At 70.9% G+C, this 25,435-nt stretch carries 22 protein-coding genes; 18 read left to right on the forward strand and 4 right to left on the reverse strand.

Going from position 1 to position 25,435, the window contains the following annotated elements; genetic code table 11:
- The first annotated feature begins 1 nt into the window (after position 1).
- The 18 genes from JIX56_RS09400 (at position 2) to JIX56_RS09480 (ending at position 21,302) form a co-directional block, all read left to right on the forward strand.
- Positions 2-2,467 carry a non-ribosomal peptide synthetase gene (locus tag JIX56_RS09400; RefSeq protein ID WP_257550793.1) on the forward strand — a complete coding sequence of 822 codons (2,466 nt, stop codon included), beginning with the start codon at positions 2-4 and terminating at the stop codon, positions 2,465-2,467.
- Positions 2,468-2,517: 50 nt separating this feature from the next.
- Positions 2,518-3,603 (forward strand): TauD/TfdA family dioxygenase, encoded by a 1,086-nt coding sequence (locus tag JIX56_RS09405; protein WP_443032028.1) that lies wholly within the window; start codon positions 2,518-2,520, stop codon positions 3,601-3,603.
- Positions 3,600-4,640, forward strand: coding sequence for a 2,3-diaminopropionate biosynthesis protein SbnB (gene sbnB, locus JIX56_RS09410; protein WP_257538613.1), 1,041 nt, complete (start codon positions 3,600-3,602; stop codon positions 4,638-4,640). The genes JIX56_RS09405 and sbnB overlap by 4 nt, the downstream gene beginning before the upstream one ends.
- Positions 4,641-4,687: 47 nt before the next feature.
- On the forward strand, positions 4,688-5,698 hold the full coding sequence (gene sbnA / locus JIX56_RS09415; RefSeq protein WP_257538615.1) for a 2,3-diaminopropionate biosynthesis protein SbnA: 1,011 nt from the start codon (positions 4,688-4,690) through the stop codon (positions 5,696-5,698).
- A 123-nt stretch (positions 5,699-5,821) separates the two neighbouring features.
- On the forward strand, positions 5,822-7,465 hold the full coding sequence (locus JIX56_RS09420) for an acyl-CoA dehydrogenase family protein (protein ID WP_257538617.1): 1,644 nt from the start codon (positions 5,822-5,824) through the stop codon (positions 7,463-7,465).
- Positions 7,466-7,823: 358 nt separating this feature from the next.
- Positions 7,824-9,143 carry a helix-turn-helix domain-containing protein gene (locus JIX56_RS09425; protein ID WP_257550794.1) on the forward strand — a complete coding sequence of 440 codons (1,320 nt, stop codon included), beginning with the start codon at positions 7,824-7,826 and terminating at the stop codon, positions 9,141-9,143.
- A gap of 135 nt (positions 9,144-9,278) precedes the next feature.
- Complete coding sequence (locus tag JIX56_RS09430; RefSeq protein WP_257538627.1) at positions 9,279-10,682, forward strand: hypothetical protein; 1,404 nt, start codon at positions 9,279-9,281, stop codon at positions 10,680-10,682.
- A 171-nt stretch (positions 10,683-10,853) separates the two neighbouring features.
- Positions 10,854-11,435 carry a GNAT family N-acetyltransferase gene (locus JIX56_RS09435; protein ID WP_257538637.1) on the forward strand — a complete coding sequence of 194 codons (582 nt, stop codon included), beginning with the start codon at positions 10,854-10,856 and terminating at the stop codon, positions 11,433-11,435.
- Between the two features lie 92 nt (positions 11,436-11,527).
- Positions 11,528-11,611, forward strand: coding sequence for a putative leader peptide (locus tag JIX56_RS47835; protein WP_309474722.1), 84 nt, complete (start codon positions 11,528-11,530; stop codon positions 11,609-11,611).
- Positions 11,612-11,782: 171 nt separating this feature from the next.
- A complete protein-coding gene (locus JIX56_RS09440; protein ID WP_257538648.1) occupies positions 11,783-13,474 on the forward strand; it encodes a nitrite/sulfite reductase in 1,692 nt (563 codons plus the stop codon).
- 304 nt (positions 13,475-13,778) lie between these two features.
- Positions 13,779-14,543: a phosphoadenylyl-sulfate reductase gene (locus tag JIX56_RS09445; protein WP_257538650.1), complete on the forward strand. Its 765-nt coding sequence runs from the start codon at positions 13,779-13,781 to the stop codon at positions 14,541-14,543.
- Positions 14,544-14,593: 50 nt separating this feature from the next.
- Positions 14,594-15,178 carry an adenylyl-sulfate kinase gene (gene cysC / locus JIX56_RS09450; protein WP_257550795.1) on the forward strand — a complete coding sequence of 195 codons (585 nt, stop codon included), beginning with the start codon at positions 14,594-14,596 and terminating at the stop codon, positions 15,176-15,178.
- Entirely contained in the window at positions 15,175-16,113 is a 939-nt protein-coding gene (cysD, locus tag JIX56_RS09455) for a sulfate adenylyltransferase subunit CysD (protein WP_257538652.1), read from the forward strand. The genes cysC and cysD overlap by 4 nt, the downstream gene beginning before the upstream one ends.
- A 2-nt stretch (positions 16,114-16,115) precedes the next feature.
- On the forward strand, positions 16,116-17,444 hold the full coding sequence (locus JIX56_RS09460) for a sulfate adenylyltransferase subunit 1 (RefSeq protein ID WP_257538663.1): 1,329 nt from the start codon (positions 16,116-16,118) through the stop codon (positions 17,442-17,444).
- Between the two features lie 235 nt (positions 17,445-17,679).
- A complete protein-coding gene (locus JIX56_RS09465; protein ID WP_257538673.1) occupies positions 17,680-18,789 on the forward strand; it encodes an aliphatic sulfonate ABC transporter substrate-binding protein in 1,110 nt (369 codons plus the stop codon).
- Positions 18,790-18,825: 36 nt separating this feature from the next.
- On the forward strand, positions 18,826-19,617 hold the full coding sequence (locus JIX56_RS09470; protein ID WP_257538675.1) for an ABC transporter ATP-binding protein: 792 nt from the start codon (positions 18,826-18,828) through the stop codon (positions 19,615-19,617).
- Positions 19,604-20,506 (forward strand): ABC transporter permease, encoded by a 903-nt coding sequence (locus tag JIX56_RS09475; protein ID WP_257538686.1) that lies wholly within the window; start codon positions 19,604-19,606, stop codon positions 20,504-20,506. The genes JIX56_RS09470 and JIX56_RS09475 overlap by 14 nt, the downstream gene beginning before the upstream one ends.
- Positions 20,507-20,549: 43 nt before the next feature.
- On the forward strand, positions 20,550-21,302 hold the full coding sequence (locus JIX56_RS09480; RefSeq protein WP_257538688.1) for a sirohydrochlorin chelatase: 753 nt from the start codon (positions 20,550-20,552) through the stop codon (positions 21,300-21,302).
- Positions 21,303-21,414: 112 nt separating this feature from the next.
- Here the strand turns inward: JIX56_RS09480 and JIX56_RS09485 are convergent, their stop codons facing one another.
- The 4 genes from JIX56_RS09485 to JIX56_RS09500 form a co-directional block, all read right to left on the reverse strand.
- A complete protein-coding gene (locus JIX56_RS09485) occupies positions 21,415-22,437 on the reverse strand; it encodes a ketopantoate reductase family protein (RefSeq protein ID WP_257538690.1) in 1,023 nt (340 codons plus the stop codon).
- 28 nt (positions 22,438-22,465) lie between these two features.
- On the reverse strand, positions 22,466-23,014 hold the full coding sequence (locus JIX56_RS09490; protein WP_257538692.1) for a DUF1697 domain-containing protein: 549 nt from the start codon (positions 23,012-23,014) through the stop codon (positions 22,466-22,468).
- A 122-nt stretch (positions 23,015-23,136) separates the two neighbouring features.
- Positions 23,137-24,081 carry a CDP-alcohol phosphatidyltransferase family protein gene (locus JIX56_RS09495; RefSeq protein WP_257538693.1) on the reverse strand — a complete coding sequence of 315 codons (945 nt, stop codon included), beginning with the start codon at positions 24,079-24,081 and terminating at the stop codon, positions 23,137-23,139.
- A 161-nt stretch (positions 24,082-24,242) separates the two neighbouring features.
- On the reverse strand, positions 24,243-25,427 hold the full coding sequence (locus JIX56_RS09500; RefSeq protein WP_257538695.1) for a glycosyltransferase: 1,185 nt from the start codon (positions 25,425-25,427) through the stop codon (positions 24,243-24,245).
- Positions 25,428-25,435 lie beyond the last annotated feature (8 nt).

A 25,435-nucleotide genomic window follows, 5' to 3' on the forward strand; every position in this document is an offset into this window, starting at 1 on the left:
GATGGATCAGTCGGAGTCGGGCACCGCTGCCCGGAAGTACTGGCACGAGGTGCTCACCGCCGGGGGGCGGACCGTGGTTCCGCGGTGGAGCGCCGATCCGGTGAAGGGCGTCGCCGCCTACGAAGTGGCGCTTCCGGAGGGGCCGTTGGCCGCTTCGGACGGTACGGCCGCAGTGCTCGCCGCCCATGCCAAGGTGCTCGCCGCGTTGTCGGGCGAGCACGAGGTCACCACCGGCTGGATGGAGGACGGCCGGCTGCTGCCGTGCCGGCTCACGACCGCGCCCGGCGACACCTGGCGCGACCTGCTGGGGCACACCCACCGCGTCACCACGGAGCTGCTCACGCACGCGGACTTCCCGGTCGACACCCTGCGGCGCGAACTCGGCCTCGCCGAGCCGCCGTTCGAGACCGTGCTCGACACGAGCGGAGGCGACGGCGACCTCGGCGAGGAGGTGGTCCTGCGGGTGGGGCTGGTGTATCGCGACGACGGGCCCGCGCTGCGGCTGCGGTACCGCACCGAGGTGCTCGACGAGGACGGCGCGGCCCGGATCGCCGGGTACCACGTCACCGCGCTCACCCGGCTGGCCGCCGATCCGGACGCCGAGCACGGGCGGCGCAGCCTGGTGTCGCACGACGAACTCCGGTTCCAGCTCGACGGGTTGGCCGGACCATACCGTGAACTGCCCGACCGCCGGGTGCACGAGCTGTTCGAGCAGCGGGTCGTGGCGCACCCGGACGCCGTCGCGGCCGTGCACGGCGACCGCCGCTGGACCTACCGGGAGCTCAACTCCCGTGCCAACCAGCTCAGTCGGGCCCTGCTGGTCCGGGGCCTCGGCCGTGAGGGCGTCGTCGCGGTGGTGACCGAGCGGAACCTGGACTGGATGGCGGCCGTCCTCGCGGTGTTCAAGGCCGGCGGGGCCTATCTGCCCGTCGAGCCGCACTTCCCCGCCGAGCGCATCGCCTCCACCCTCGCCCGGGCCGGCTGCGAGCTGGTCCTCACCGAGGAGGGCAGCACGGCCACCCTGGACGAGGCCCTGCCCGCGCTGCCCGGGGTGCAGCGGCTGCTCGTCGGGGAGGCGTACGACGAGGCCCATCCGGACTCCGACCTCGGCATGGAGATCGCGCCGGACCGGCTGGCGTACATCTACTTCACGTCCGGTTCCACGGGCGAGCCCAAGGGCGCGATGTGCGAGCACGCCGGCATGCTCAACCATCTTCAGGCCAAGCTGGACGACCTCGACATCGGCGAGGGGGACGTGGTCGCGCAGACCGCGCCCCAGTGCTTCGACATCTCCCTGTGGCAGCTGCTGGCCGCGCCGCTGGTCGGCGGTCGGACGCTGCTCGTGGAGCAGGAGGCGATCCTGGACGTCGAACAGTTCGTCGACCGGATCGCCGACGGCCGGGTGAACGTGCTCCAGGTCGTGCCGTCGTACCTCGAAGCGGTCCTCGCCCATCTGGAGCAGACGCCCCGGGAACTGCCCGATCTGCGCCGGGTCTCCGTCACCGGGGAGGCGCTGAAGAAGGAGCTGGCGGAGCGCTGGTTCGCCACCGAGCCGGGGATTCCCCTGGTCAACGCCTACGGGCTGACGGAGACCTCGGACGACACCAACCACGAGGTGATGGACCGGGCTCCGGAGGGGGGCCGGGTGCCGCTGGGCCGTCCGGTCCGCAACGTCCGTGTGTACGTCGTCGACGAACACCTCTCCCTCGTCCCGCTGGGCGCTCCGGGGGAGATCGTCTTCTCCGGGGTCTGTGTCGGGCGGGGGTACGTCAACGATCCCGAGCGCACCCGGCGGGCCTTCACCACCGACCCGTACCTGCCGGGTGAGCGGCTGTACCGCAGCGGTGACCACGGGCGCTGGCGGCCCGACGGCAAGCTGGAGTTCCTGGGCCGCCGGGACACCCAGGTCAAGGTGCGCGGCTTCCGCATCGAGATCGGCGAGGTGGAGAACGCGCTACTGCGGGTGGCGGGTGTGCGGGACGGGGCGGTGGTGGTCGCCAAGGGCGCGCATCTGGTCGCCTTCCACTCCGGGCGTCCGCTCGCGGGCGAGGAGCTGCGGGACCGGCTGGCGGCCTCGCTGCCGGCGTACATGGTGCCGTCGGTGTTCCACTGGCGCGAGAGCCTGCCGCTGACCGCCAACGGCAAGATCGACCGGCGGACGCTCACCACGCTGGCCGAACAACTCCCCGCCGTGCCAGGCGAGTCGGGCGGGCTTCCGGCCACGCCGACGGAGGAGCGGCTGGCTACCGCGTGGGCCGAGGTGCTCGGTGTGGCGCGGTCCCTGATCGGCCGTCGCGACCACTTCTTCGACCGGGGCGGCACCTCGCTGTCGGCGGTGAAGCTCGCGATCGCCCTGGACCGGGCGGTGTCCCCCAAGGACGTGACCGCGTATCCGGTGCTGTCCGACCTGGCCGGGCTGATCGACACGAGGGCCGGCGCGAACACCGTAGGGAGGCCGACGTCATGAGTTTCCTGAGCCGCCGAGGCGCCGCGAGCCGCCGTCGCAAGAACACGGGGATGGCGGCGCCCTCCTCAACTGCCCTGCCGCTACCGGACATCGAGTCGGCGGCCGGCAGGCCGCCGCTGCTCATGGTCTCCCCCGCCGATCCCGCTGCCCACTGGGTCGCCGGGCGACGGGAGGCCCTGCGTGCCGCCGTCGCCGAGCACGGCTCGGTGCTCGTGCGCGGTCTCGGGCTGCGGGACGCCACCGAAGTCGGAGCCGTCTTCCGGGCGTTGGCGGACACGCTGATGAGCGAGAAGGAGGCCTTCGCGCCGCGGCGGACGTACGCGGACGGCGTGTACTCCTCGACGGCCTGGCCGCCGAACCAACCGATGTGCATGCACCACGAGTTGAGCTACACGGTGGAGTTCCCCGGCCTGATGCTCTTCGCCTGCCTCGAAGCCGCCGAGCGGGGCGGGGCGACCGGGGTCGCCGACGCGGAGGCCGTACTCGCCGCGCTGCCACCCGAGTTGACCGAGCGGTTCGAGCGGGACGGCTGGCTGCTCACCCGCTCGTACAACGACGAGATCGGCGCGTCGGTCGCCGAGGCGTTCGGCACCGACGAACGGACCGTCGTCGAGGCCTACTGCCGGGCGCACGCCATCGAGTTCGCCTGGCAGCCCGACGGCTCCCTGCACACCCGGCAGCGGCGCGCCGCCGTGCTCCGCCATCCGATGACCGGCCGGCGCTGCTGGTTCAACCAGATCGCGTTCCTCAACGAATGGACCATGGACGCCGAGGTGCGCGAGTACCTGGTGGACATGTACGGAGCCGACGGTCTGCCCTTCAACACCCGTTACGGCGATGGCGATCCGATCGGCGAGGACGCCGTCCGGACCCTCAACGAGATCTACGAGGCGCACACCGTCCGCGAACCGTGGCGGCCCGGCGACCTCCTGCTCGTCGACAACATCCGCTCCGCCCACAGCCGTGAGCCCTTCGAAGGGCCGCGCGAGGTGCTGGTGGGCCTGGCGGATCCGGTACGGCCGACCGACTGCGCCACGCGGGACTCCGACACACAGGACTCCCGCTCGCAGGACTCCCGCTCGCAGGACCCCGACTCGAAGGACTCCGACGCGAAGGACGAGGTGAGCTTCCGATGACCGAGGTTCCGGGTTTCGCCGTGATCTCCGGCGCCCAGGTACAGCAGGCCCTGCGGGGCCGGGAGGGGGAGATCGTCGACCTGGTCGAATCCGCCTACCTGTTGCACGGAGCGGGGGACACGGGCGACACGGTCAATCCGCCGTCGTACTTCCTCCGCTTCCCCGACCGTCCGTCCTCGCGGATCATCGCGCTGCCCGCCTCGCTGGGCGGGAAGTTCCAGGTGGACGGGTTGAAGTGGATCTCCAGTTTCCCGGAGAACACGGCGTCCGGGCTGCCGCGCGCGTCCGCCGTGCTGATCCTCAACGACCACACCACCGGCTATCCGTTCGCGTGCCTGGAGGCCTCGGTCATCAGCGCCACCCGGACGGCCGCGTCGGCGGCACTGGCGGCCGACCGGCTGAGCGAGCGCCGGGGGGCGCCGCGCCCGGCCAGGGTCGGATTCCTCGGCACGGGCCTGATCGCCCGGTACATCCACACCTTCCTCGAGGCGACGGGCTTCGCGTTCGAGGAGGTGGGGGTGCACGATCTGTCCGCCGACAGCGCGGCCGGGTTCCGGGGGTACCTGGAACGGTCCCACGCGAGCGGGCGCGTGACCGTGCACGAGAGTGCCGAGGACGTGATCCGGGCGAGCGACCTGGTGGTCTTCGCGACGATCGCGGGCGAGCCGCACATCCACGAACCGAAGTGGTTCGCCCACCACCCGCTGGTGCTGCACGTGTCGCTGCGCGATCTCGCGCCCGAGGTGCTGCTCGCGTCGGCGAACTTCGTCGACGACGTCGAGCACTGTCTCAAGGCGAACACGTCACCGCACCTGACCGAACAGCTCACCGGCGCACGGGACTTCCTCGATGGAACGCTCCATGACGTCCTCACCGGCCGGGCGACCGTGCCGACGGACCGTCCGGTGATCTTCTCGCCCTTCGGCCTCGGGGTCCTCGACCTCGCGGTCGGCGGTTATGTCCACGACGAAGTGGCCCGCTCCGGCGGACTACGGGTCGTGGACGACTTCTTCCACGAGCTGCGCCGCCACGGCTGACCTGCCGGGCGCAGCGAGTACCACAGTGCACAACCAGGGGGGCCGCAGTGCCAGTCATATCCGTTCCCACGGACTTCAACGAAGAGGAGCTGTACGTCGATCTGCGCCAGGTCGTCGGACACGAGCTCTTCCTGAAATGCGAGGGATTCAACTTCGCCGGCTCGATCAAGCTCAAGGCCGCGACCGAGATGGTGCGGGCCGCCGAACGGGACGGATGTCTCCGGCCGGGCTCGACGCTCGTCGAGTCGTCGTCCGGCAATCTCGGCGTCGCGCTGAGCATGATCGCGGCGAGCCGGGGTTATCGGTTTCTGTGCGTGACCGATTCCCGGTGCAATCCGCAGACCCGGCGCCTGATCGAGGCGCTGGGCAGCCGGGTGCACGTCATCTCCGAGCCGGATCCGCACGGCGGTTTCCTCGGCGCGCGGATCGCGTACGTCCGCGCGCTGTGCGCCGCCGACCCGGAGTACGTGTGGCTCGACCAGTACACCAATCAGGCGAACTGGCGGGCGCACTACCGCACCACCGCGCCCGCCATCGCCCGGCAGTTCCCGCGGCTGGACGTGCTGTTCGTGGGGGTCGGCACCTCCGGGACGCTGATGGGCTGCGCCCAGTGGTTCTGGGAACGACGGCGCCGGGTGCGGATCGTCGCCGTGGACAGCGTGGGGTCGGTCGCCTTCGGCGGGGCGCCGGGCCGCCGGATGATCCCGGGGCTCGGCACGAGCGTGCCCCCGGCGCTGCTCGACCCGTCCTGTGTGGACGACGTCGTCCGGGTGGAGGAGATCGACACCGTACGGGCCTGTCACCGCATGGCCCGGCGCGGCTTCCTCTTCGGCGGCTCCACCGGCACGGTCGTCAGCGGCGCCACCGACTGGCTGAACCGCAACGGCTCCCCCGACATCACGGCGGTGGCGATCTCCCCGGACCTCGGCGAGCGCTACCTCGACACCATCTACCGGCCGGGGTGGCCGCTGGAGCAGTACGGGGAGGGCGTACTGGACCCGGAGGACGAGTTCGGCACAGGTGAACTGGGGACGGGCGAGCTGGCGGCGCCCGTCTGAGCCGAGACCAGCCGTCCGGCGCCGGACAGAACGGGTCCGGCGCCGGGCACCTGCCCGGGCCTGCCCACCGGACACCGGTGGGCGTCGCGGTGCCGATGCGCTGCCGAGGGGTAGGTTCCAGATATGGCTGCCCGCACCCACGAAGTGACCAATCAGGCTCCGCCCCTGGTGGACTACGACGTCTTCAGCGCCGACCGGGCCCTGGCGGAGGCGGTCGACCGGCATCTGGCCCCGGACCTCCTCGACGAGGCGCGGGGCGAGCTGTCGGGGCTCGGCCGTACGGCGGGCTCCGTGCAGGTGCAGGAGTGGGGACGGCTGGCGAACGAGAATCCGCCGAAGCTGCGCACGCACGACCGGTACGGCAACCGGATCGACGAGGTGGAGTTCCACCCGTCCTGGCACCGGCTGCTCGGCAAGGGCGTCTCGGCGGGGCTGACGGCGGCCTGGACCCGTCCGGGCGGGCATGTACGGCGCGCGGCCGGGTTCGTCGTCTGGTCCCAGGTCGAGGCCGGCAACGGCTGCCCGCTGTCCATGACCCACGCGGCGGTACCCGCCCTGCGCACGGACCCGGCACTCGCCGCCGAGTGGGAGCCGCGGCTGACGTCCCCGCTCTACGACTGGGATCTGCGGCCCGCCGACCAGAAGGCCGGGGCCCTCTTCGGCATGGGCATGACCGAGAAGCAGGGCGGCAGCGACGTACGCGCCAACACGACCGGGGCGCGCCCCCTGGCCGAGGAGGGGACGTACGAGCTGACGGGCCACAAGTGGTTCTGCTCGGCGCCGATGTCGGACGGTTTCCTGGTACTGGCACAAGCGCCGGGCGGCTTGACGTGTTTCCTCGTGCCTCGGGTACTGGCGGACGGCTCGCGGAACGTGTTCCGCATCCAGCGGCTCAAGGACAAGCTGGGCAACCGGTCGAACGCCTCCGCCGAGGTCGAGTTCGACGGGACGTGGGCGCGCCGGGTCGGGGACGAGGGCCGCGGGGTGCGCACGATCATCGAGATGGTGTCGGCCACCCGGCTGGACTGCGCGCTGGGCGCGGCCTCCCTGATGCGGCAGGCGGTGGCCCAGGCGGTGCACCACTGCGCGTACCGGGAGGCGTTCGGCGGCCGGCTGATCGACAAGCCGCTGATGCGCAATGTCCTCGCCGATCTCGCGTTGGAGTCGGAGGCGGCGACGACGCTGGCGATGCGGCTGGCCGCGGCGTACGACGCGGCCGAGGCGGGCAACGAGACCGAACGCTCGTTCCTGCGGCTCGCGGTGCCGGCCGCCAAGTACTGGGTGACCAAGCGCTGCACCCCGACCGTGGTCGAGGCCTCCGAGTGCCTCGGTGGCAACGGCTATGTCGAGGAGTCCGGCATGCCCCGACTGCTGCGCGAGTCCCCGCTCAACTCCATCTGGGAGGGCGCCGGAAACGTGCAGGCCCTGGACGTGCTGCGGGCACTCCAGCGGGAACCGGGGGCCCTCGACGCCTACCTGCGGGAAGTGGGCCGGGCCCGGGGAGCGGACCACCGGCTCGACGGCGCCATCAAGAACCTGCTGACCGAACTCGCCGATCTCGACGGCATCGAGGCCCGCGCACGCCGGCTCGTGGAGCGCCTCGCCCTCGTCCTCCAGGGCGCGCTCCTCGTGCGGTACGCGCCCCCGGCGGTCGCCGACGCGTTCTGCGCCTCCCGGCTGGGCGGCGACTGGGGCACGGCCTTCGGCACGCTGCCGCACACGCTGGATCTGGCGTCGGTGGTGGAACGGGCGCGTCCGGTGAGCTGAGCCGCCGCCGGGCAGGAGACGCCCCCTTTCGCGGGGGGCCTTTTTCGAGTGGTACGACGCGGGGGTGGTGCTGCGCCGACACGGCACCACCCCCGCTTTTCTGGCCCCTTCGAGCGGAGCACATACGCCGCACCGGGCGACGTCGAACAAGTCTCAAGCAGCCAGGGCCGGTTCGCCAGAGTTGCAGGGGGTTGCAACGTGTCCGCGCTCTGTGGCCGGAGTGTGTCCCTCCGTGGCCGAGGAGCGGCAGACTATGAAGCCCGCAGTCAACGCCGTCACGCAGATCCGGACTTCCACGGCCACCAGGGGCCGTGGCGCGATCGGGCCTGCCGGGGAGGAACGAGTGCCGCACTCGCCGATGGAAGTCGCGCGGCTCACCGCCACGGACGCCGCCCGGGCGGCACGGGTCCTCGGCGAGGTACGTGCCTCCGCCCTCGACGGCCGACGGCCGAAAACCGCCCCCCGCCCGGCGATCCGGGAGTCCTGGAGCCGCATGGTCCACAGCGGCGTCGACCCCGACCACGACTTCCGGTCCGACCTGCTCAGCCAGGACGAGATCGAGCGCCGCCGTCAGAGCACCCGCCTGCGGCACGTCCTGCCGGTCCTGCGCGAGGGGCTGCTCTCCCTCGCGGACACCGCGCAGCACATAATGATGGTCGCGGACGCCGACGCCCGGGTGCTGTGGCGCGAGGGCAGTACGGCCGTGCTCCGCAAGGCGGACGGGCAGGGTCTCGGGATCGGCGCGGACTGGCGCGAGGAGACCATCGGCACCAACGGCGTCGGCACCCCCCTCGTCTCCCGCCGCCCCGTGCAGGTCTTCTCCGCCGAGCACTTCGTCCGCGCCCTGCACCCCTGGACCTGCACCGGCGCCCCCATCACCGACCCGCGCGACGGCCGTCTCCTCGGCGCGGTCGACATCAGTGGCCCCCTGGAGACCCTGCATCCCTCCACCCTCGCCCTGGTCGACGCCGTCGCCAAGCTCGCCCAGGCCCGGCTACGAGAACTGCACCTGACCTCGCTCGAAGAACTGCGGGCGGTGGCGGCGCCGGTGCTGGCCCGTATCGGCGGCCCCGCGATCGCCGTCGACCGGGACGGCTGGACGGCCGCGGTGACCGGCATGCCGTACACCAGCCGCGTCGCCCTGCCCAAGTCCCTCTCCCCCGGCCGCTGCCGGCTCTCCGCGCTCGGGCTGTGCACCGTCGAGCCGCTGCCCGCCGGCTGGCTGATACGCCCCACGGCGGACCCCGCGCCCGCCTCCACGACCACGCACATCACCCTCGACGTCTCCCACCCCCGCCGCTGGACCGTCACCGTCACAGGCTGCGCCGGTTCCTGGACCCATGAACTCACCCCCCGCCACGCCGAACTCCTCTACCTCCTCGCCCTCCACCGCGGCGGCCGCAGCGCCTCAGCCCTCGCCGACGACATGTTCGGCGACCCCGCCCGCACGGTCACCGTCCGCGCCGAGATGTCCCGCGTACGCCGCTACCTCGGCGCCTTCCTCGACCACCGGCCGTACCGTTTCACCGAACGGGCCGACGTCGAAGTCCTCCTCCCCGAGGCCCCGTTGGACCTGCTGCCGCATTCGGTGGCGCCGGGGGTGGTGCGGGCGCGGGGAGCGGCACCGGCGGGCCGGCCGCACCCCCTTCCCGGTGAACGGATCATGTCCCCAGGGTGAGGGATCTCCCTGTATTTCACGCGTCCTCGGCGTGACACGTGTCCCACTGCCGTAGCATCGCTGCCAGGCCGCCCCACCTGCCTCTGCGTCAAGGTCTTGTTCTCGGTAGGCAGTTGGCCGTCCCCGGGAGGTTTTGTGAAGCACCGCGGTAGGCACCGTCGACGCAGAAGGGGACGTGCGCTGCGTGCGTCCCTGGCGGGGACCGCGCTGGCGCTCACGGCGGCGGCCACGCTGATCAGCACGTCGCAGGCGGCGGGCGGGGAGACGCCGGGCGCGCTGTCCTCGATCGGCTCGGCCGGTGAGCTGCGCGGGCTTCAGCTGCGGGAGACCCTGACCGACGAGACCGGGCTGTCCATCCTCGCCGACGAGATGGGCGGTGGGGTCGGTGTCGACGAGGTGCTGGAGAGCGCCAACCATGTGATGCGCGACGAGGACGACTGCTTCGACTCCGAGAAGGACAATCTGCCCGTCGAACCGGCGGCCTCACGGGCGTACTGCTGGGAGCCGGGCGACGCGGTCAACGACAAGTGGGTCCCCCGGTCGGTCACCACGTCCCGGAACAACCAGGTCATCGTGTCCGGGTGGACCAGCGAGACGGGTGACGGCGACACGAGCGCCGACGGTGCGGGTGCCGACCGTACGAACGGCGACAGCACCGACGGCGAAGGGCTCACCAGGGTCGCCTTCATCGACGCCAAGAACCCCGCGAGCCTCAAGTACCGGTGGGTTCTGCTGGTCGTGCCGAAGGCCGACGGACAGGGCTTCGAGGGGCTGCGGTCCCGGCTCGGCGGCATGGCCTGGTACGAGGACAAGTTGATCGTCACCGCGCGGGGCCCGGAGAGCGGCGGACGGCAGGACGACTCCCTGTACGTGTTCGACATGGCTCGCTTCCTCCGCGCCGATGTGACCGACAGCGATGTGATCGGCAAGGTCGGCGACGGCTGGTCGGCCCATCACTACCGGTACGCGCTGCCGGCGGTCGCCACCTACAGCCCGGCGGCGGGCGGCGGCTGTGACGCGCGCGACAACGACGGGGTGCCCTGCTTCGGTTCGCTCTCCCTCGACCGGACGTCGGCGCGGCCCAGCCTCGTCGCGAGCGAGTCGTTCCAGCCGGGCCGTGAGGAGCCCACCCGCGTCTGGCGCTACGCCCTCGACACCACCGCCGACCGCACCGGCCTGCTCACCACCACCGGGCGCTGGAGCGACGCCGTCGCCACCGAGGCGTACGAGACCGAGGCCACCGGTGTCCGGGGGGTCCTCTCCCACGGCGGGGACTGGTACATCGGGCAGGCCGGCGAGGGGCGTGACGAGCACGACACCCTCTGGCGGCAGGACCAGGACGGCGCGAAGGCCGCCAAGTGCGCGGCGGACAAGTCGGACGAGAAGTCGGGCCTGCGGACGTCCGCCTGCTGGGGGCGGCACACCGCCTCCCTCTCCTACTCGCCGGAGACCGACGAGGTGTGGACGCTCACCGACCCGATCCCCGAGCGGGTGCTGTACGCGGTGAAGCTGTCGGACGTCGACGGCACGCTGGGCTAGAAAGCCCGCCCCGACACCGAGCCAGGGCACCCGACCCGACACCGAGTCAGGGAGCCCGGCCCCGGACGCTGGTCAGGGCGCCCGGCCCGGACGCCCGGTCAGCGAGTCCGGCCCGGCCGGGCAACCGGCCCGCCCTTGGAGGCGGGCCGGGCCCCATGATTCCCTGGCCCCATGAGCAGCAACCCCGTCACCACCTGGTCCCTGGAGCAGACTTCGCCGAGCGACCTGCTTCCCGCCGCCGCCCCCGACGGCGACGACATCCGTATCGTCCGCTCCGAGGTCCCCTCCCCCGAGTTCAGCCGCTTCCTGTACGCCTCCGTCGGCGGCGACATCCACTGGATCGACCGGCTTTCGTGGTCGTACGACCGCTGGCAGGAGCACCTGGGACGGCCGGGCGTGGAGACCTGGGTCGCATACGATCGGGGCACGCCCGCCGGTTATGTGGAGCTGGAGCCACAGGACGACGGGGTCGTGGAGATCACGTATTTCGGGCTGATCCCGGCCTTCCGGGGCCGGCGCATCGGCGGACACCTCCTGTCCTGCGGGACGGCCCGCGCCTGGGACCTCGCCGAGCGGTGGCCGGGGCTGCCGCCGACCAAGCGGGTCTGGCTGCACACCTGCAGCCTGGACGGGGAGCACGCCATGGGGAACTACCTGCGGCGGGGGTTCACCCTGTTCGACACGGAGGTGACGGAGGAGGCGGATGTTCCGGCGCCGGGACCCTGGCCCGGGGCGACCGCGCCCACACCATGACCCACATCACATTGTCTCGACATGCGAGACATCCTCGTCCGACATATGGACTATGGTGGACTCGGTCTAAAGAGCCGTGACACGCTTCCGTCATGTCTGGAACTGGAATTGCCTTGGTGAGTCGGCGGCACGTCGACCTCGGCCGCATGTCCAGCGCCATCTGTCCGGTGAGCTGACGCCCCACCGCGAGGGGTCCGACGACCCCGGGCGACAGCGCCGCACCCCCCTCTGTTTCAGCCGGCGCAAGGGCGCGCAGGCGCCGCACACGTCGCATTCACGTGTGCCCGCATGCGCGCGCAAGCGCGGTCAGAGCCGCTTCCACGCCTTTCCCGAAGGACATACACACCATGGCCGCCACCCCGCAGAACCCCGCCACGCCCCGCCGCAAGGTGAGCCGTCACCGTGGCGAGGGCCAGTGGGCCGCGGGACACTTCACCCCGCTGAACGGCAACGAGCAGTTCAAGAAGGACGACGACGGTCTCAATGTGCGGACACGCATTGAGACGATCTACTCGAAGCGCGGCTTCGACTCGATCGACCCCAACGACCTGCGCGGCCGGATGCGCTGGTGGGGGCTGTACACCCAGCGCAAGCCCGGGATCGACGGCGGCAAGACCGCGATCCTGGAGCCGGAGGAGCTGGACGACAAGTACTTCATGCTGCGGGTGCGGATCGACGGCGGTCGCCTCACCACCCAGCAGCTCCGGGTGATCGGTGAGATCTCGCAGGAGTTCGCGCGGGGCACGGCCGACATCACCGACCGGCAGAACGTCCAGTACCACTGGATCCGGGTCGAAGATGTTCCTGAGATCTGGGACCGCCTTGAGGCCGTCGGGCTGTCCACCACCGAGGCCTGCGGTGACACGCCCCGTGTGATCATCGGCTCACCCGTCGCCGGGATCGCCGCGGACGAGATCATCGACGGCACGCCCGCGATGGACGAGATCCACCGGCGGATCATCGGCAACCCGGACTTCTCGAACCTGCCCCGCAAGTTCAAGTCCGCGATCTCCGGCTCCCCGCTGCTCGACGTGGCGCACGAGATCAACGACATCGCCTTCGTCGGTGTCCGCCACCCCGAGCACGGCCCCGGCTTCGACCTCTGGGTCGGCGGCGGCCTGTCCACCAACCCCAAGATCGGGCAGCGGCTCGGCGCCTGGGTGCCGCTGGACGAGGTCGCGGACGTGTACGAGGGCGTCATCTCGATCTTCCGCGACTACGGCTACCGGCGGCTGCGCACCCGCGCCCGCCTGAAGTTCCTGCTCGCCGACTGGGGCACGGAGAAGTTCCGCCAGGTCCTGGAGGACGAGTACCTCAAGCGGAAGCTGATCGACGGCCCGGCGCCCGACCAGCCGGTGGCGCGCTGGCGCGACCACGTGGGAGTGCACCCGCAGAACGACGGCCGGTACTACGTCGGGTTCGCCCCGCGCGTCGGCCGGGTGGACGGCACCACGCTGACGAAGATCGCCGACCTCGCCGAGGCACACGGCTCGGGCCGTGTCCGGACCACCGTCGAGCAGAAGATGATCGTGCTCGACGTCACCCAGGAGCAGGTCGACTCGCTCGTCGCGGGCCTGGAGGCGCTGGACCTCACGGTGCACCCGTCCCCGTTCCGGCGCGGCACCATGGCCTGCACCGGCATCGAGTACTGCAAGCTCGCCATCGTCGAGACGAAGGCGCGCGGCTCCGCCCTGATCGACGAACTGGAGCGCCGTATCCCGGAGTTCGACGAGCCGATCACCATCAACATCAACGGCTGCCCGAACGCCTGTGCGCGTATCCAGGTGGCGGACATCGGTCTCAAGGGACAGCTCGTCCTGAACGACGCGGGCGAGCAGGTCGAGGGCTTCCAGGTGCACCTGGGCGGCGCGCTCGGCCTGGAGGCCGGCTTCGGCCGCAAGGTACGCGGTCTGAAGGTCACCTCCGACGAACTGCCCGACTACGTCGAGCGGGTGCTCAAGCGGTTCCAGGAGGAGCGCGAGGACGGCGAGCGGTTCGCCACCTGGGTCACCCGCGCCAGCGAGGAGGCCCTGTCGTGAGCGAGCGAGCCGCCCCCTTCTACTGCCCCTACTGCGGTGACGAGGACCTGCGCCCGAACGAAGAAGGTCACGGCGCGTGGGAATGCGGGGCCTGCAATCGAGCCTTCCAGTTGAAGTTCCTCGGGCTGCTGGCCCGGGGCGTGAGCCGAGGGAGCGCGACGGTGTCGAGAGACCGAGCGCGCGGAGGCCCCGACGAAGGAGGGGCTGAGCACGGTCGGTCCCTCGGCGCCGGCAATGGCGCTCCCTCGGCTCACGCCCCTCAAAAAAGCAGCCTTCAGCGAGCCGACAGCGGAGGGGATCACATATGACTACCGTTCAGGCGGATTCCGATACAGCCGCGTCCTTCGAGGACGCCGCCGACCCCGAAGCGGCGAAGCGCGCCGAGCTCAAGGCGCTCGCCGAGCAGGCCGGCCGCGACCTGGAGGACGCCTCGGCACTGGAGATCCTCCAGTGGGCCGTGGACACCTTCGGCAAGCGCTTCTGCGTGACCTCCTCCATGGAGGACGCCGTGGTCGCGCACCTCGCTTCCCGCGCCAGGCCCGACGAAGGCCCGGTCGACGTGGTCTTCCTCGACACCGGCTACCACTTCCCCGAGACCATCGGCACCCGGGACGCGGTCGAGGCCGTGATGGACGTCAACGTCCTCACGATCACCCCGCGTCAGACGGTCGCCGAGCAGGACGCCGAGTACGGGCCCAAGCTGCACGACCGTGACCCCGACCTGTGCTGCTTCCTGCGCAAGGTCAAGCCGCTCGAAGAGGGTCTGGCCCGGTTCGACGCGTGGGCGACGGGCCTGCGCCGCGACGAGTCCGAGACCCGGGCGAACACCCCGGTCGTCGGCTGGGACGACAAGCGCGGCAAGGTCAAGATCTCCCCGATAGCGCGCTGGACGCAGGACGACGTGGACGCCTACGTCGCCGAGCACGGCGTGCTCACCAACCCCCTGCTCATGGACGGCTACCCGTCCGTGGGCTGCGCCCCCTGCACCCGCCGCGTCGCCCCGGGCGAGGACGCGCGGGCCGGCCGCTGGGCCGGCAACGCCAAGACCGAGTGCGGGCTGCACCTGTGACCGCCGCAGCGCCTGCCGAGACCGCCGACACCCCCGAGAACACCGTCCCCGTGACGGACCGCGTTCCTGTGACGAACCAGGAGAACCAAGTGACGACCGGAGCCACCGGAGCCACCGTCTGGCTCACGGGTCTGCCGAGCGCCGGCAAGACCACCATCGCCTACGAGCTCGCGGGCCGACTGCGCGAGGAGGGCCACCTCGTGGAGGTCCTCGACGGCGACGAGATCCGTGAGTTCCTCACCGCGGACCTCGGCTTCAGCCGCGCCGACCGGCACACCAACGTGCAGCGCATCGGCTTCCTCGCCGACATGCTCGCCCGTAACGGCGTCAAGGCCCTGGTGCCGGTCATCGCGCCGTACGCCGACAGCCGCGAGGCGGTGCGCAAGCGCCACGACGCGAGCGGCGCCGCGTACGTCGAGGTGCATGTGGCCACGCCGGTCGAGGTGTGCTCCGTACGCGATGTGAAGGGCCTGTACGCCAAGCAGGCGGCCGGTGAGATCTCCGGGCTGACCGGGGTCGACGACCCGTACGAGGCTCCCGAGACCCCCGACCTGCGCATCGAGTCGCAGGACCAGACGGTCCAGGAGTCCGCGGCGCTTGTGCACAAGCTGCTCACCGAGAGGGGTCTGGCATGACGACGACCGTCGCGGCCGTCTCCGAGGAGACCGGCACCCCGTACACCCTCTCGCACCTGGACTCGCTGGAGTCCGAGGCCGTCCACATCTTCCGCGAGGTCGCGGGCGAGTTCGAGCGGCCGGTGATCCTCTTCTCCGGCGGCAAGGACTCCATCGTCATGCTGCACCTGGCGCTGAAGGCCTTCGCCCCGGCGGCGATCCCCTTCACGCTGCTGCACGTCGACACCGGGCACAACTTCCCGGAGGTACTGGAGTACCGCGACCGCACGGTGGCCCGGCACGGCCTGCGACTGCATGTCGCCTCCGTGCAGGACTACATCGACCGGGGTGTGCTGCGGGAACGCCCCGACGGGACCCGGAACCCCCTCCAGACCGTGCCGCTCACCGAGAGGATCCAGGCGGAGAAGTTCGACGCCGTCTTCGGTGGCGGGCGACGCGACGAGGAGAAGGCGCGCGCCAAGGAGCGGGTGTTCTCCCTGCGGGACGAGTTCTCGCAGTGGGACCCGCGCCGCCAGCGGCCCGAGCTGTGGAACCTGTACAACGGCCGCCACGCGCCCGGCGAGCACGTCCGTGTGTTCCCGCTCTCCAACTGGACCGAGCTGGACGTCTGGCAGTACATCGCCCGCGAGGGCATCGAACTGCCGGAGATCTACTTCGCCCACGAGCGTGAGGTGTTCATGCGGGCCGGCATGTGGCTGACCGCCGGCGAGTGGGGCGGGCCCAAGGACGGTGAGACCGTCGAGAAGCGGCAGGTGCGGTACCGGACGGTCGGTGACATGTCCTGTACGGGTGCCGTCGACTCCGACGCGACCACGCTGGACGCCGTGATCACCGAGATCGCCGCCTCCCGGCTCACCGAGCGGGGCGCGACGCGCGCCGACGACAAGATGTCCGAGGCCGCGATGGAAGACCGTAAGCGCGAGGGGTACTTCTAAGCATGAGCACGACCACGGAACTCACCGAGACGACCCTGCTGCGGTTCGCCACCGCCGGTTCGGTCGACGACGGCAAGTCCACCCTCGTCGGGCGGCTGCTGCACGACTCCAAGTCGGTCCTCACCGACCAGCTGGAGGCCGTGGAGCGCGCCTCGGCGAGCCGTGGCCAGGAGGGCCCCGACCTCGCGCTGCTCACCGACGGTCTGCGGGCCGAACGGGAGCAGGGCATCACCATCGACGTGGCGTACCGCTACTTCGCCACGGCCAAGCGCCGGTTCATCCTCGCCGACACCCCCGGCCATGTGCAGTACACCCGCAACATGGTGACGGGTGCCTCCACCGCCGAGCTGACGGTGATCCTCGTCGACGCCCGCAACGGGGTCGTCGAGCAGACCCGCCGGCACGCCGCGATCGCCGCGCTGCTGCGCGTCCCGCACGTGGTCCTCGCCGTCAACAAGATGGACCTCGTCGGGTACGAGGAGACGGTCTTCGCGGCGATCGCCGAGGAGTTCACGGCGTACGCCTCCGAGCTGGGCGTCCCGGAGATCACCTCCATCCCGATCTCGGCGCTCGCCGGTGACAACGTGGTGGAGCCGTCCGCCAACATGGACTGGTACGGCGGACCGACCTTCCTGGAGCACCTGGAGTCCGTGCCGGTCGCCCACGACCTGGCGCACTGCCACGCCCGTCTCCCCGTGCAGTTCGTGATCCGTCCGCAGACCGCCGAGCACCCGGACTACCGGGGGTACGCGGGCCAGATCGCGGCCGGTACGTTCCGCGTCGGCGACTCCGTGACGGTGCTGCCGTCCGGCCGCACGACGAAGGTGACGGGCATCGACCTGCTCGGCAAGCCGGTCGCTGCGGCCTGGACCCCGCAGTCGGTGACCCTCCTCCTCGAGGACGACATCGACATCTCACGCGGCGATCTGCTCGTGCCCACCAAGGACGCGCCCGCGACCACACAGGACATCGAGGCGACGGTCTGCCATGTGGCCGACCAGCCGCTGACCGTGGGCCACCGCGTGCTGCTCAAGCACGGCACCCGCACGGTCAAGGCGATCGTCAAGGACATCCCCTCCCGCCTCACGCTCGACGACCTGTCCCTGCACCCGCACCCGGGACAGCTCGTCGCGAACGACATCGGCCGGGTCAAGATCCGCACCGCCGAGGCGCTGCCGGTCGACTCGTACGCCGACTCCCGCCGCACCGGTTCCTTCATCCTGATCGACCCGGCGGACGGCACCACGCTGACCGCCGGCATGGTCGGCGAGTCGTTCGCCTCCCCGGAGCCCGTCAAGGACGAGTCCGAGGACGACGGGTGGGACTTCTGACATGAACCTCCAGGACTTCTACGCGACGTTCGCGAAGGAGGGCGGCCGTGTGGGCAGCGGCGCCCTCGGGAGCGGGCAGGGCGGGGTGGCGCGATGTGTGCGCTGACGTACGCGCACTGCCTGCGCGCCCCGTCCCCCCACCCGACGTCCCGGTTGCGACGAAGACCCTTTTCCTGATCTCCCGGCCACGACCTGAGAGACCGTGACCGCCGGGCCTCCGAGAGGAACACCTCCCGTGCCTGCACACCGCTCCGCCGCATTCCGGCGTACTTTCGCGACCATCGCCGCACTTCCCCTCCTCACCCTCGCCGCCTGCGGTTACGGCTCCCAGTCCACGGAAGCCGACACCGACAAGGTCGCCGCCGGGGCCGAGAAGATCGACGGCCTCGACGAGGTCAACATCGGCTACTTCGGCAACCTCACCCATGCCACCGCCCTGGTCGGCATCCAGAAGGGCTTCTTCCAGAAGGAGCTCGGCGGTACGAGGGCGAAGTACACGACCTTCAACGCCGGTCCCTCGGAGATCGAGGCCCTCAACGGAAAGTCCATCGACATCGGCTGGATCGGCCCCTCCCCGGCGATCAACGGCTACACCAAGGCGGACGGCGCCAACCTGCGCATCATCGGCGGCTCGGCGTCCGGCGGTGTGAAGCTCGTCGTCAACCCGGACAAGATCAAGTCCCTGAAGGACGTCAAGGGCAAGAAGATCGCCACCCCGCAGCTCGGCAACACGCAGGACGTGGCGTTCCTCAACTGGATCGCGGAGCAGGGCTGGAAGGTCGACGCGGAGACCGGCAAGGGTGATGTGTCCGTGGTCCGCACGGAGAACTCCGTCGCCCCTGACGCCTACAAGTCCGGTGCCATCGACGGTGCCTGGGTGCCGGAGCCGACCGCGTCCAAGCTGGTCTCCGAGGGCGCGAAGGTGCTGCTGGACGAGGCGGACCTGTGGCCGGACAAGAAGTTCGTGATCACGAACATCATCGTGCGGCAGGAGTTCCTGAAGGAGCACCCGGACGTCGTCGAGGCCGTGCTGCGCGCCTCGGTCAAGACCAACGCGTACATCGACTCCAGCCCGGACGAGGCGAAGGCCGCGGCGAACGCCCAGCTCAAGGCAGACTCCGGCAAGGAGCTGCCGGCGAACGTGCTCGACCCGGCGTGGAAGTCCATCCAGTTCATCAACGACCCGCTGGCGTCCACCCTGCAGTCCGAGGCGGACCACGCGGTCAAGGCCGGCCTGCTGGAGAACCCGAAGCTCGACGGGATCTACGACCTGACGCTGCTCAACAAGGTCCTCAAGGCCGCCGGTGAGGACGAGGTCGACGACGCCGGTCTCGGCGTCAAGTAACCCCACAGTCCGATGAGTTCCCAGGAGGTGACGACCATGGCCACCACAATCGCCAAGGCCGCCGACGGCGTCCAGGACGCGGTCGAGCACGCCGCCCGTATCGAGCACGTGTCGAAGTCCTTCGCCGGACCCGCCGGGCAGCAGCTCGTCCTCGACGACATCACCCTCGATGTCGCACCGGGCGAGTTCGTCACCCTCCTGGGGGCCTCGGGCTGCGGCAAGTCGACGCTGCTGAACCTGGTCGCCGGGCTCGACGAGCCGAGCGCGGGCAGCATCACGACCGACGGGCGTCCGGCCCTGATGTTCCAGGAGCACGCCCTGTTCCCGTGGCTGACCGCGGGCAAGAACATCGAACTCGCCCTGAAGCTCAGGGGGGTCGCGAAGAACGAGCGGCGCGAGCGGACCGAGGAGCTGCTCGGGCTGGTCCGGCTCCAGGGCGCGTACGGCAAGCGGGTGCACGAGCTGTCGGGCGGTATGCGCCAGCGTGTCGCCCTGGCCCGCGCGCTGGCGCAGGAGAGCAAGCTGCTGCTGATGGACGAGCCGTTCGCCGCACTCGACGCCATCACCCGGGACGTGCTCCACGACGAGCTGACCCGGATCTGGAGGGAGACCCAGGTCTCGGTGCTGTTCGTGACGCACAACGTACGTGAGGCGGTTCGGCTCGCCGAGCGGGTCGTCCTGCTGTCCTCGCGCCCCGGCCGGGTGGCCCGCGAGTGGACCGTGGGCATTCCGCAGCCGCGCCGTATCGAGGACACCGCCGTGGCGGAGCTGTCCGTCGAGATCACCGAAGAACTGCGTAGGGAGATCCGCCGCCATGGCCAGCACTGAGACCAAGAGCGACGCCGTTCCCGGCGAGGAGACGGACGACCTCGCCGGCCTGGAGGCGGGCCTCGACGCGCTCGACTCGGTACAGACCGGGCGTCCGCCACTGCGCCAGGTACTCGTCCAGAAGGTGCTGCCCCCGATCACCGCGGTCGCCCTGGTGCTGGCGGTCTGGCAGCTCCTCGTCCTGGCGGAGGTCGCGCCGGCCTACAAACTGCCCGCGCCGTCCGAGGTGTGGGAGGAAGTCCGGGATGCCTGGCTCCAGGGCACGCTCCTGGAGTCCGTCTGGACCAGCGTCTCCCGTGGTCTGCTGGGCTTCCTCGCGGCCCTGGCGATCGGCACCCCGCTGGGTCTGCTGGTGGCCCGCGTCCGGATCGTCCGCGCGGCGATCGGCCCCATCCTCTCCGGTCTGCAGTCGCTGCCGTCGGTGGCCTGGGTGCCGCCCGCGGTGGTCTGGCTGGGCCTGGAGCCGTCGGTGATGTACACGGTGATCCTGCTCGGCGCGGTCCCGTCGATCGCCAACGGTCTGGTGTCCGGCATCGACCAGGTGCCGCCGCTGTTCCTGCGGGCCGGCCGCACCCTGGGCGCGACGGGCCTGAAGGGGACCTGGCACATCGTGATGCCGGCGGCGCTGCCCGGTTATGTGGCCGGTCTGAAGCAGGGCTGGGCGTTCTCGTGGCGCTCGCTGATGGCCGCCGAGATCATCGCCAAGGCACCCGACATCGGCTCGGGACTCGGTCAGATGCTGGAGGCGGGCCGCACCAACAGCAGCATGTCCCAGGTCTTCCTCGCCATCTTCCTCATCCTGATCGTCGGCATCGCCATCGACCTGCTGATCTTCAGCCCGCTGGAGCGATGGGTGCTCCGCAGCCGCGGTCTCCTCGTGAGCCGCTGACCGAAACCCCCGAGCCGCCGAAAGAGAGCTGAGCCGAACCTCCATGAGCCGCAGTCCCGTCCTCCTCGTCATCGCCCACGGCAGCCGCGATCCGCGGCACGCCGCGAGCGTCCACGCCCTCGTACGGCGTGTGCGGGCGATGCGGCCGGGGCTGCGGGTGGAGACCGGCTTCCTGGACTTCAACATCCCCTCCGTCCAAGGGGTGCTGGAGTCGCTGGCCGAGGAAGGCGTACGGGACGTGGTGGCGCTCCCCCTGCTCCTGACCCGCGCCTTCCACGCCAAGGCGGACATCCCGGCGGTCCTGCGGGAGGCCCCGCCGCGCCTGCGCATCCGCCAGGCGGAGGTCCTCGGTCCCTCGCCCCTGCTGCTGTCGGCCCTCGAACGCCGGCTGTACCAGGCGGGGCTGAGCCCCGCCGACAAGTCCTCGACCGGGGTCGTCCTGGCCTCGGCGGGGTCCACCGACCCGGAGGCGATCGCGGTGATCGCCGACATCGCGCGGGAGTGGTGGCACACCGGTTGGTGCGCCGTGCGACCCGCGTTCGCCTCCGCATCCCTCCCCCGCACCGAGGACGCCGTACGGGAACTGCGGGCGCTCGGCTGCGAACGCGTCGCCGTCGCGCCGTACGTCCTCGCCCCCGGCTTCCTGCCGGACCGCATCGCGCGCGGCGCGGCGCGGGCGGATGTCCTCGGCGAGGTGCTGGGGGCCGCGCCGGAGGTGGCGCGGCTGCTGCTGCGCAGGTACGACGAGGCGTCCACGAGGGCGCTGCCGCGGACGCGGGTGGGCGCGACCGCCTGAGCGCCGGTGGTGGTTCGTGGCTGGTCGCGCCCACGCGACGGAGCCGCATATCGACACCGCTTGAGGGTGCGTGTCGTGGTTCGTCGTGCGCCTCACGCCGGGGACGGCGCGCTCAGTCCTCTCGGACAGACGCGACAGCCTCGTCCGCCATGCGCGTCAGCCTCGGCAGGGGCAGTGAACCGGCCTCCTTGTGCTCATGGGCGAACGTGTTCGCGAGCCGTTGCAGCAGCTCGTTGAGCGGGGTCGGTACGCCGTGGAGGCGGCCCAGCAGGGCGATCTCGCCGTTGAGGTGGTCGGCCTCGATGGTGCCGGTGCCGCGGGTGAGGGACTGCCAGGAGGAGCCGCCGCCGCGCGGGACGCCGTCCAGCGGGACCAGGGTGATCTTGTCGCCGCGGGTCGCCCGCTGTTCCTCGGCGGACGCGTACGGGATCCCGGCGGCGTCGAGCACCCGCTCGCCCTCCGCCCGCACCCTGGCGTACAGCGCCCGGGCCTCTTCGTTGTCGAGCGGGCCGCTGACGGCTTCGAGGGCGTTGGCCAGGTTGCCCAGCAGTTTGGCGTACTGCCAGCGCTGTACGTCGGGGACGACCGGGGACTCGAAGTGGGACTTCGCCAGGTCGGCGGCGATGCGGTGGGCCGTGTCGTCGGTGCCGTGGGGGTAGCGGCCGAGGTGGAGCATGCCGGTGAGCGGGGTGCCGGCGGCCGACACGACGCCGGGTTCGACGAACGTGGAGGGCAGCCAGACGCAGACGCCGTACACCTGGCGGAAGCGGCGCAGGGCGAGACGCTGGCTCTCGACGCCGTTCTGGGCGCAGACCAGCGGGAGGCGCTCCGCCGCGGTGCCGCCGCCGGCCACCGGGGCGGGGGCCCAGACGGTGAGGGCCGACTCCGTGTCCTGGGTTTTCACGGCGAGCAGCAGTACGTCGTCGGGGCGGAGGTCCCCGAGGGCGGCGGGGCCGTCGACCGTGGGGAGGTGGTGGGTGTGGGCGCCGTCGGGGGTGATGAGGCGGAGGCCTCGGTCGCGCAGGGCCGTGTAGTGGGCGCCGCGGGCCACGAGGACCACCTCGTGGCCGGCCTGGGCGAGGCGTCCGCCGATGGCTCCGCCTACCGCGCCCGCGCCGATGACGATATGTCGCATGGGGACATTAAACGATGCGGGGCCTCGGTCAACCGGCCTTTGTCAGCTCCGCCAGTTTCACCACCGTGTTCCAGTTACGGGTCGTCGCCACCAGGCCCTTCAGGAGGCGGGGCTTCGACAGGGTCTCCGCCAGCTTGGAGCGGCCCAGGCCGTCGGGAGCGTAGAGGTACAGGGCACGGTCTCCGAGTCTGAACTCCTCCGGGAGGAACGCCTGTTGGTCGATGGACTCGAAGCGGTCCTCCCCCACCGGCTCGGAGAAGTAGGTGACGTGGAGTTGCTTGCCCTCCAGCTCCGCCGCGGGGAAGGGGCAGGCCTCCCGTACGGACTCCAGATAGGCGTGGTCGCGTACCAGGACGTCCACGGTGAAGCCGAAGTGCTTCTCGATGGCGGTGGTGATCTCGGTGGCGAGGGAGTCCTCGTCGCCGTGGTCGCTGGTGAAGACCACGTTGCCGCTCTGGAGGTAGGTGGCCACGCCGGTGTGGCCGAGGCCGGTCAGGAGGGTGCGGAGGTCGGCCATCGGGACCTTCTTGCTGCCGCCCACGTTGATCCCGCGCAGAAGCGCCGCGTACGTCGTCATGAGCACACGATAGGCGCGACGAGAGTCTGATCGGCTGCTGAGGACCGGTGTGGGCCGGGGTGGAGACATCACCCCGGCCCACACCCGCGTTCCGGGCCGTGTCCGCGTTCGCGTTCGCGAGGTCAGGCCGCCTGGGCCACGTCCCCCTGGTCGAACGAGTCGAGGGTGCGGGCGAAGTCACGGGTGGACAGCAGCAGTTTGTAGATGATGGCCAGTTCGAAGACGAGCAGCAGGGCGCCGGAGACGACGGTCGCGGCCATCACCGAGTCGACGATCGGGCCGATCATGAAGACGCCCATCTGGAACTCGATGCCGCTGATCAGGTGAGGGCGGACGCGGTGGCGCAGCAGGAAGGAGCGTACGCGGAGGTAGGCCGGGAAGCGGCGGCGGAACTCCTGGTGCAGGTCGACGACCTGGGTCTGCGGCGCTGCCTGGGTGACCTCGGCGGCGGCCGTGCGGACGTCCTGTTCGATGTCGGCCTCGGGGTTCTCGCGCAGCAGGTCCTCCATGAAGGCGAGTTCGCGCTCGTTCTCGGCGCGGCGGGCCTCGCGGAGCCTGGCCTTGATCTGCTTGCGCATGGTGTGACGGACCTTGAAGGTCTCCAGGGAGTTGATGTAGCGGAGCGCGTCGCAGCCGATGACGGCGGCGGCGAGCCAGATGTAGAAGGTCTCGCCCGTGCGGTGGTACTGCCCGGCCATCAGGGCGACCGAGCAGGCCGCCACCCGGATCCGGTCGAAGACGAAGTCGAGCCAGGCGCCGAACACGGAGCCCTGGCCGGTGAGCCGGGCGACCTTGCCGTCCATGCAGTCGAGGATGAAGCTCAGGTGGTAGACGACGGCGCCGGCGATCAGCCAGCGCCAGTCGCCCAGCGCGAAGAAGGCGGCCGAGACAAGGCCCAGCAGGAAGGCGCCCCACGTCAGCTGGTTGGGCGTGATCCTCGTGTACGTCGCGGTCCACCGCACCAGCGGGGTGGCGACCGGGTCGACGAGCAGCACGGTCCACCAGGCGTCACGCTTCTTCTGCGTGATGCGGCGCACTTCCGCGAGGTCGGGTATGTCTCGGCGCATGGGTCAACTTCCTGGCGTTCGAAATGAATTCAGACTCAGCTTGGAAGCCGTTCACCTGAGGTACAAGAAGTGCCGAGCGCAACCTTTCACCGGGGGTAACGGTCGAACCCCACACCCAAGTCGATGGTTCTTTTCCGCGCACCCCCGGTGTTATCCGGCCGTTACCGAAGCTCCGCCTCGATCAGATCGGCCGCCCGCCGGGTGCCGCCCTCCCCCGCCATGCCCTGCTGTATCTCCCTGAGCCTGCGCGCGACTTCGGGGTCGTCGACGAGGGCGAGGACCGCCTCGCGCAGGGTCTCGGCCGTCACCTCCCCCATGGGCAGATGGCGGGCAACGCCGAGCGACTGAAGCATGTCGGCGTTGCCGAACTGGTCGACGGCCTGCGGTACGGCGACCATGGGCGTGGCGGTGGCGAGCCCTTCCTGACTGCCGCCGGCGCCCGCGTGGGTGATGAACGCGTCGGCCTGCTTGAGGATCGCCAGTTGCGGCACCCAGTCCCGCACGTCCACGTTGGCCGGGATCTCACCCAGCTCGGCCGGGTCGACGTGCCTGCCGACCTGGAGCACCATGTGCCAGCCGGGCAGGTCGCCGAAGGCTTTCACACACTCGCGATAGAAGTCGGGCTGCTTGGTGAAGGACGACCCGAGCGAGACGAGCAGCACCTTCTCCGCGGCCGCCGGCCGCGTCCAGTCGACCTGTGCCGCACGGTCGCCCTGACAGGCGCCGACGAAGGTGTAGCGGCTCTCGTCGACCCGGTCGGCGTTCGGCTGGAGGGCCTTGGGGATGAGGACCAGGGAGCGGGCGGGCCGGCCGACGAACGGGTCGGGGTGCTCGGTGATCCCGTTCTCCTCCAGCCAGGCCTGGAAGCGGGCGTAGTACGCCTGGCCGCGTTCCGTCTTCTTCGGCTCGGCCCACATGGGTTCGGCGACCTCTTCCTCGTAGCCGGTCCAGGCGACCAGGTTCGGGGAGAGCGAAATCGCCTTCACGCCCCAGCGGTGGGCGAGGACGAGCGCCGGGTAGGCGGTGATGTCGTGCAGCACGAGGTCGGGCTCGTCGCCCTCGTACGCCTCGAGGAGCTGCGGCAGGGCCTGGATCGCGTCGTTCAGGAAGGGCTCCACGTTGTCGAGGAGCGTGGTGCCCCACGCCTCGGGATCGGCGTCGGGGCCGGGCAGCGTCGAGTGCCAGAGCTTCGGCTCGGCACCCGTCTGCGCCACCTTCTCCGCGAAGGCCGGCGGGATCGCGTACGTCACCCGGTGGCCGCGGGCCACCAGCTCCCGGATCACTTCGAGGCTCGGGTTCACGTGGCCGTGGGCGGCGATGGAGAACATGGCGATGTGGGAGGTCATGACGCGAC

The organism is Streptomyces sp. CA-210063, assembly GCF_024612015.1.
In the GTDB taxonomy this organism is placed as follows: Bacteria; Actinomycetota; Actinomycetes; order Streptomycetales; family Streptomycetaceae; genus Streptomyces.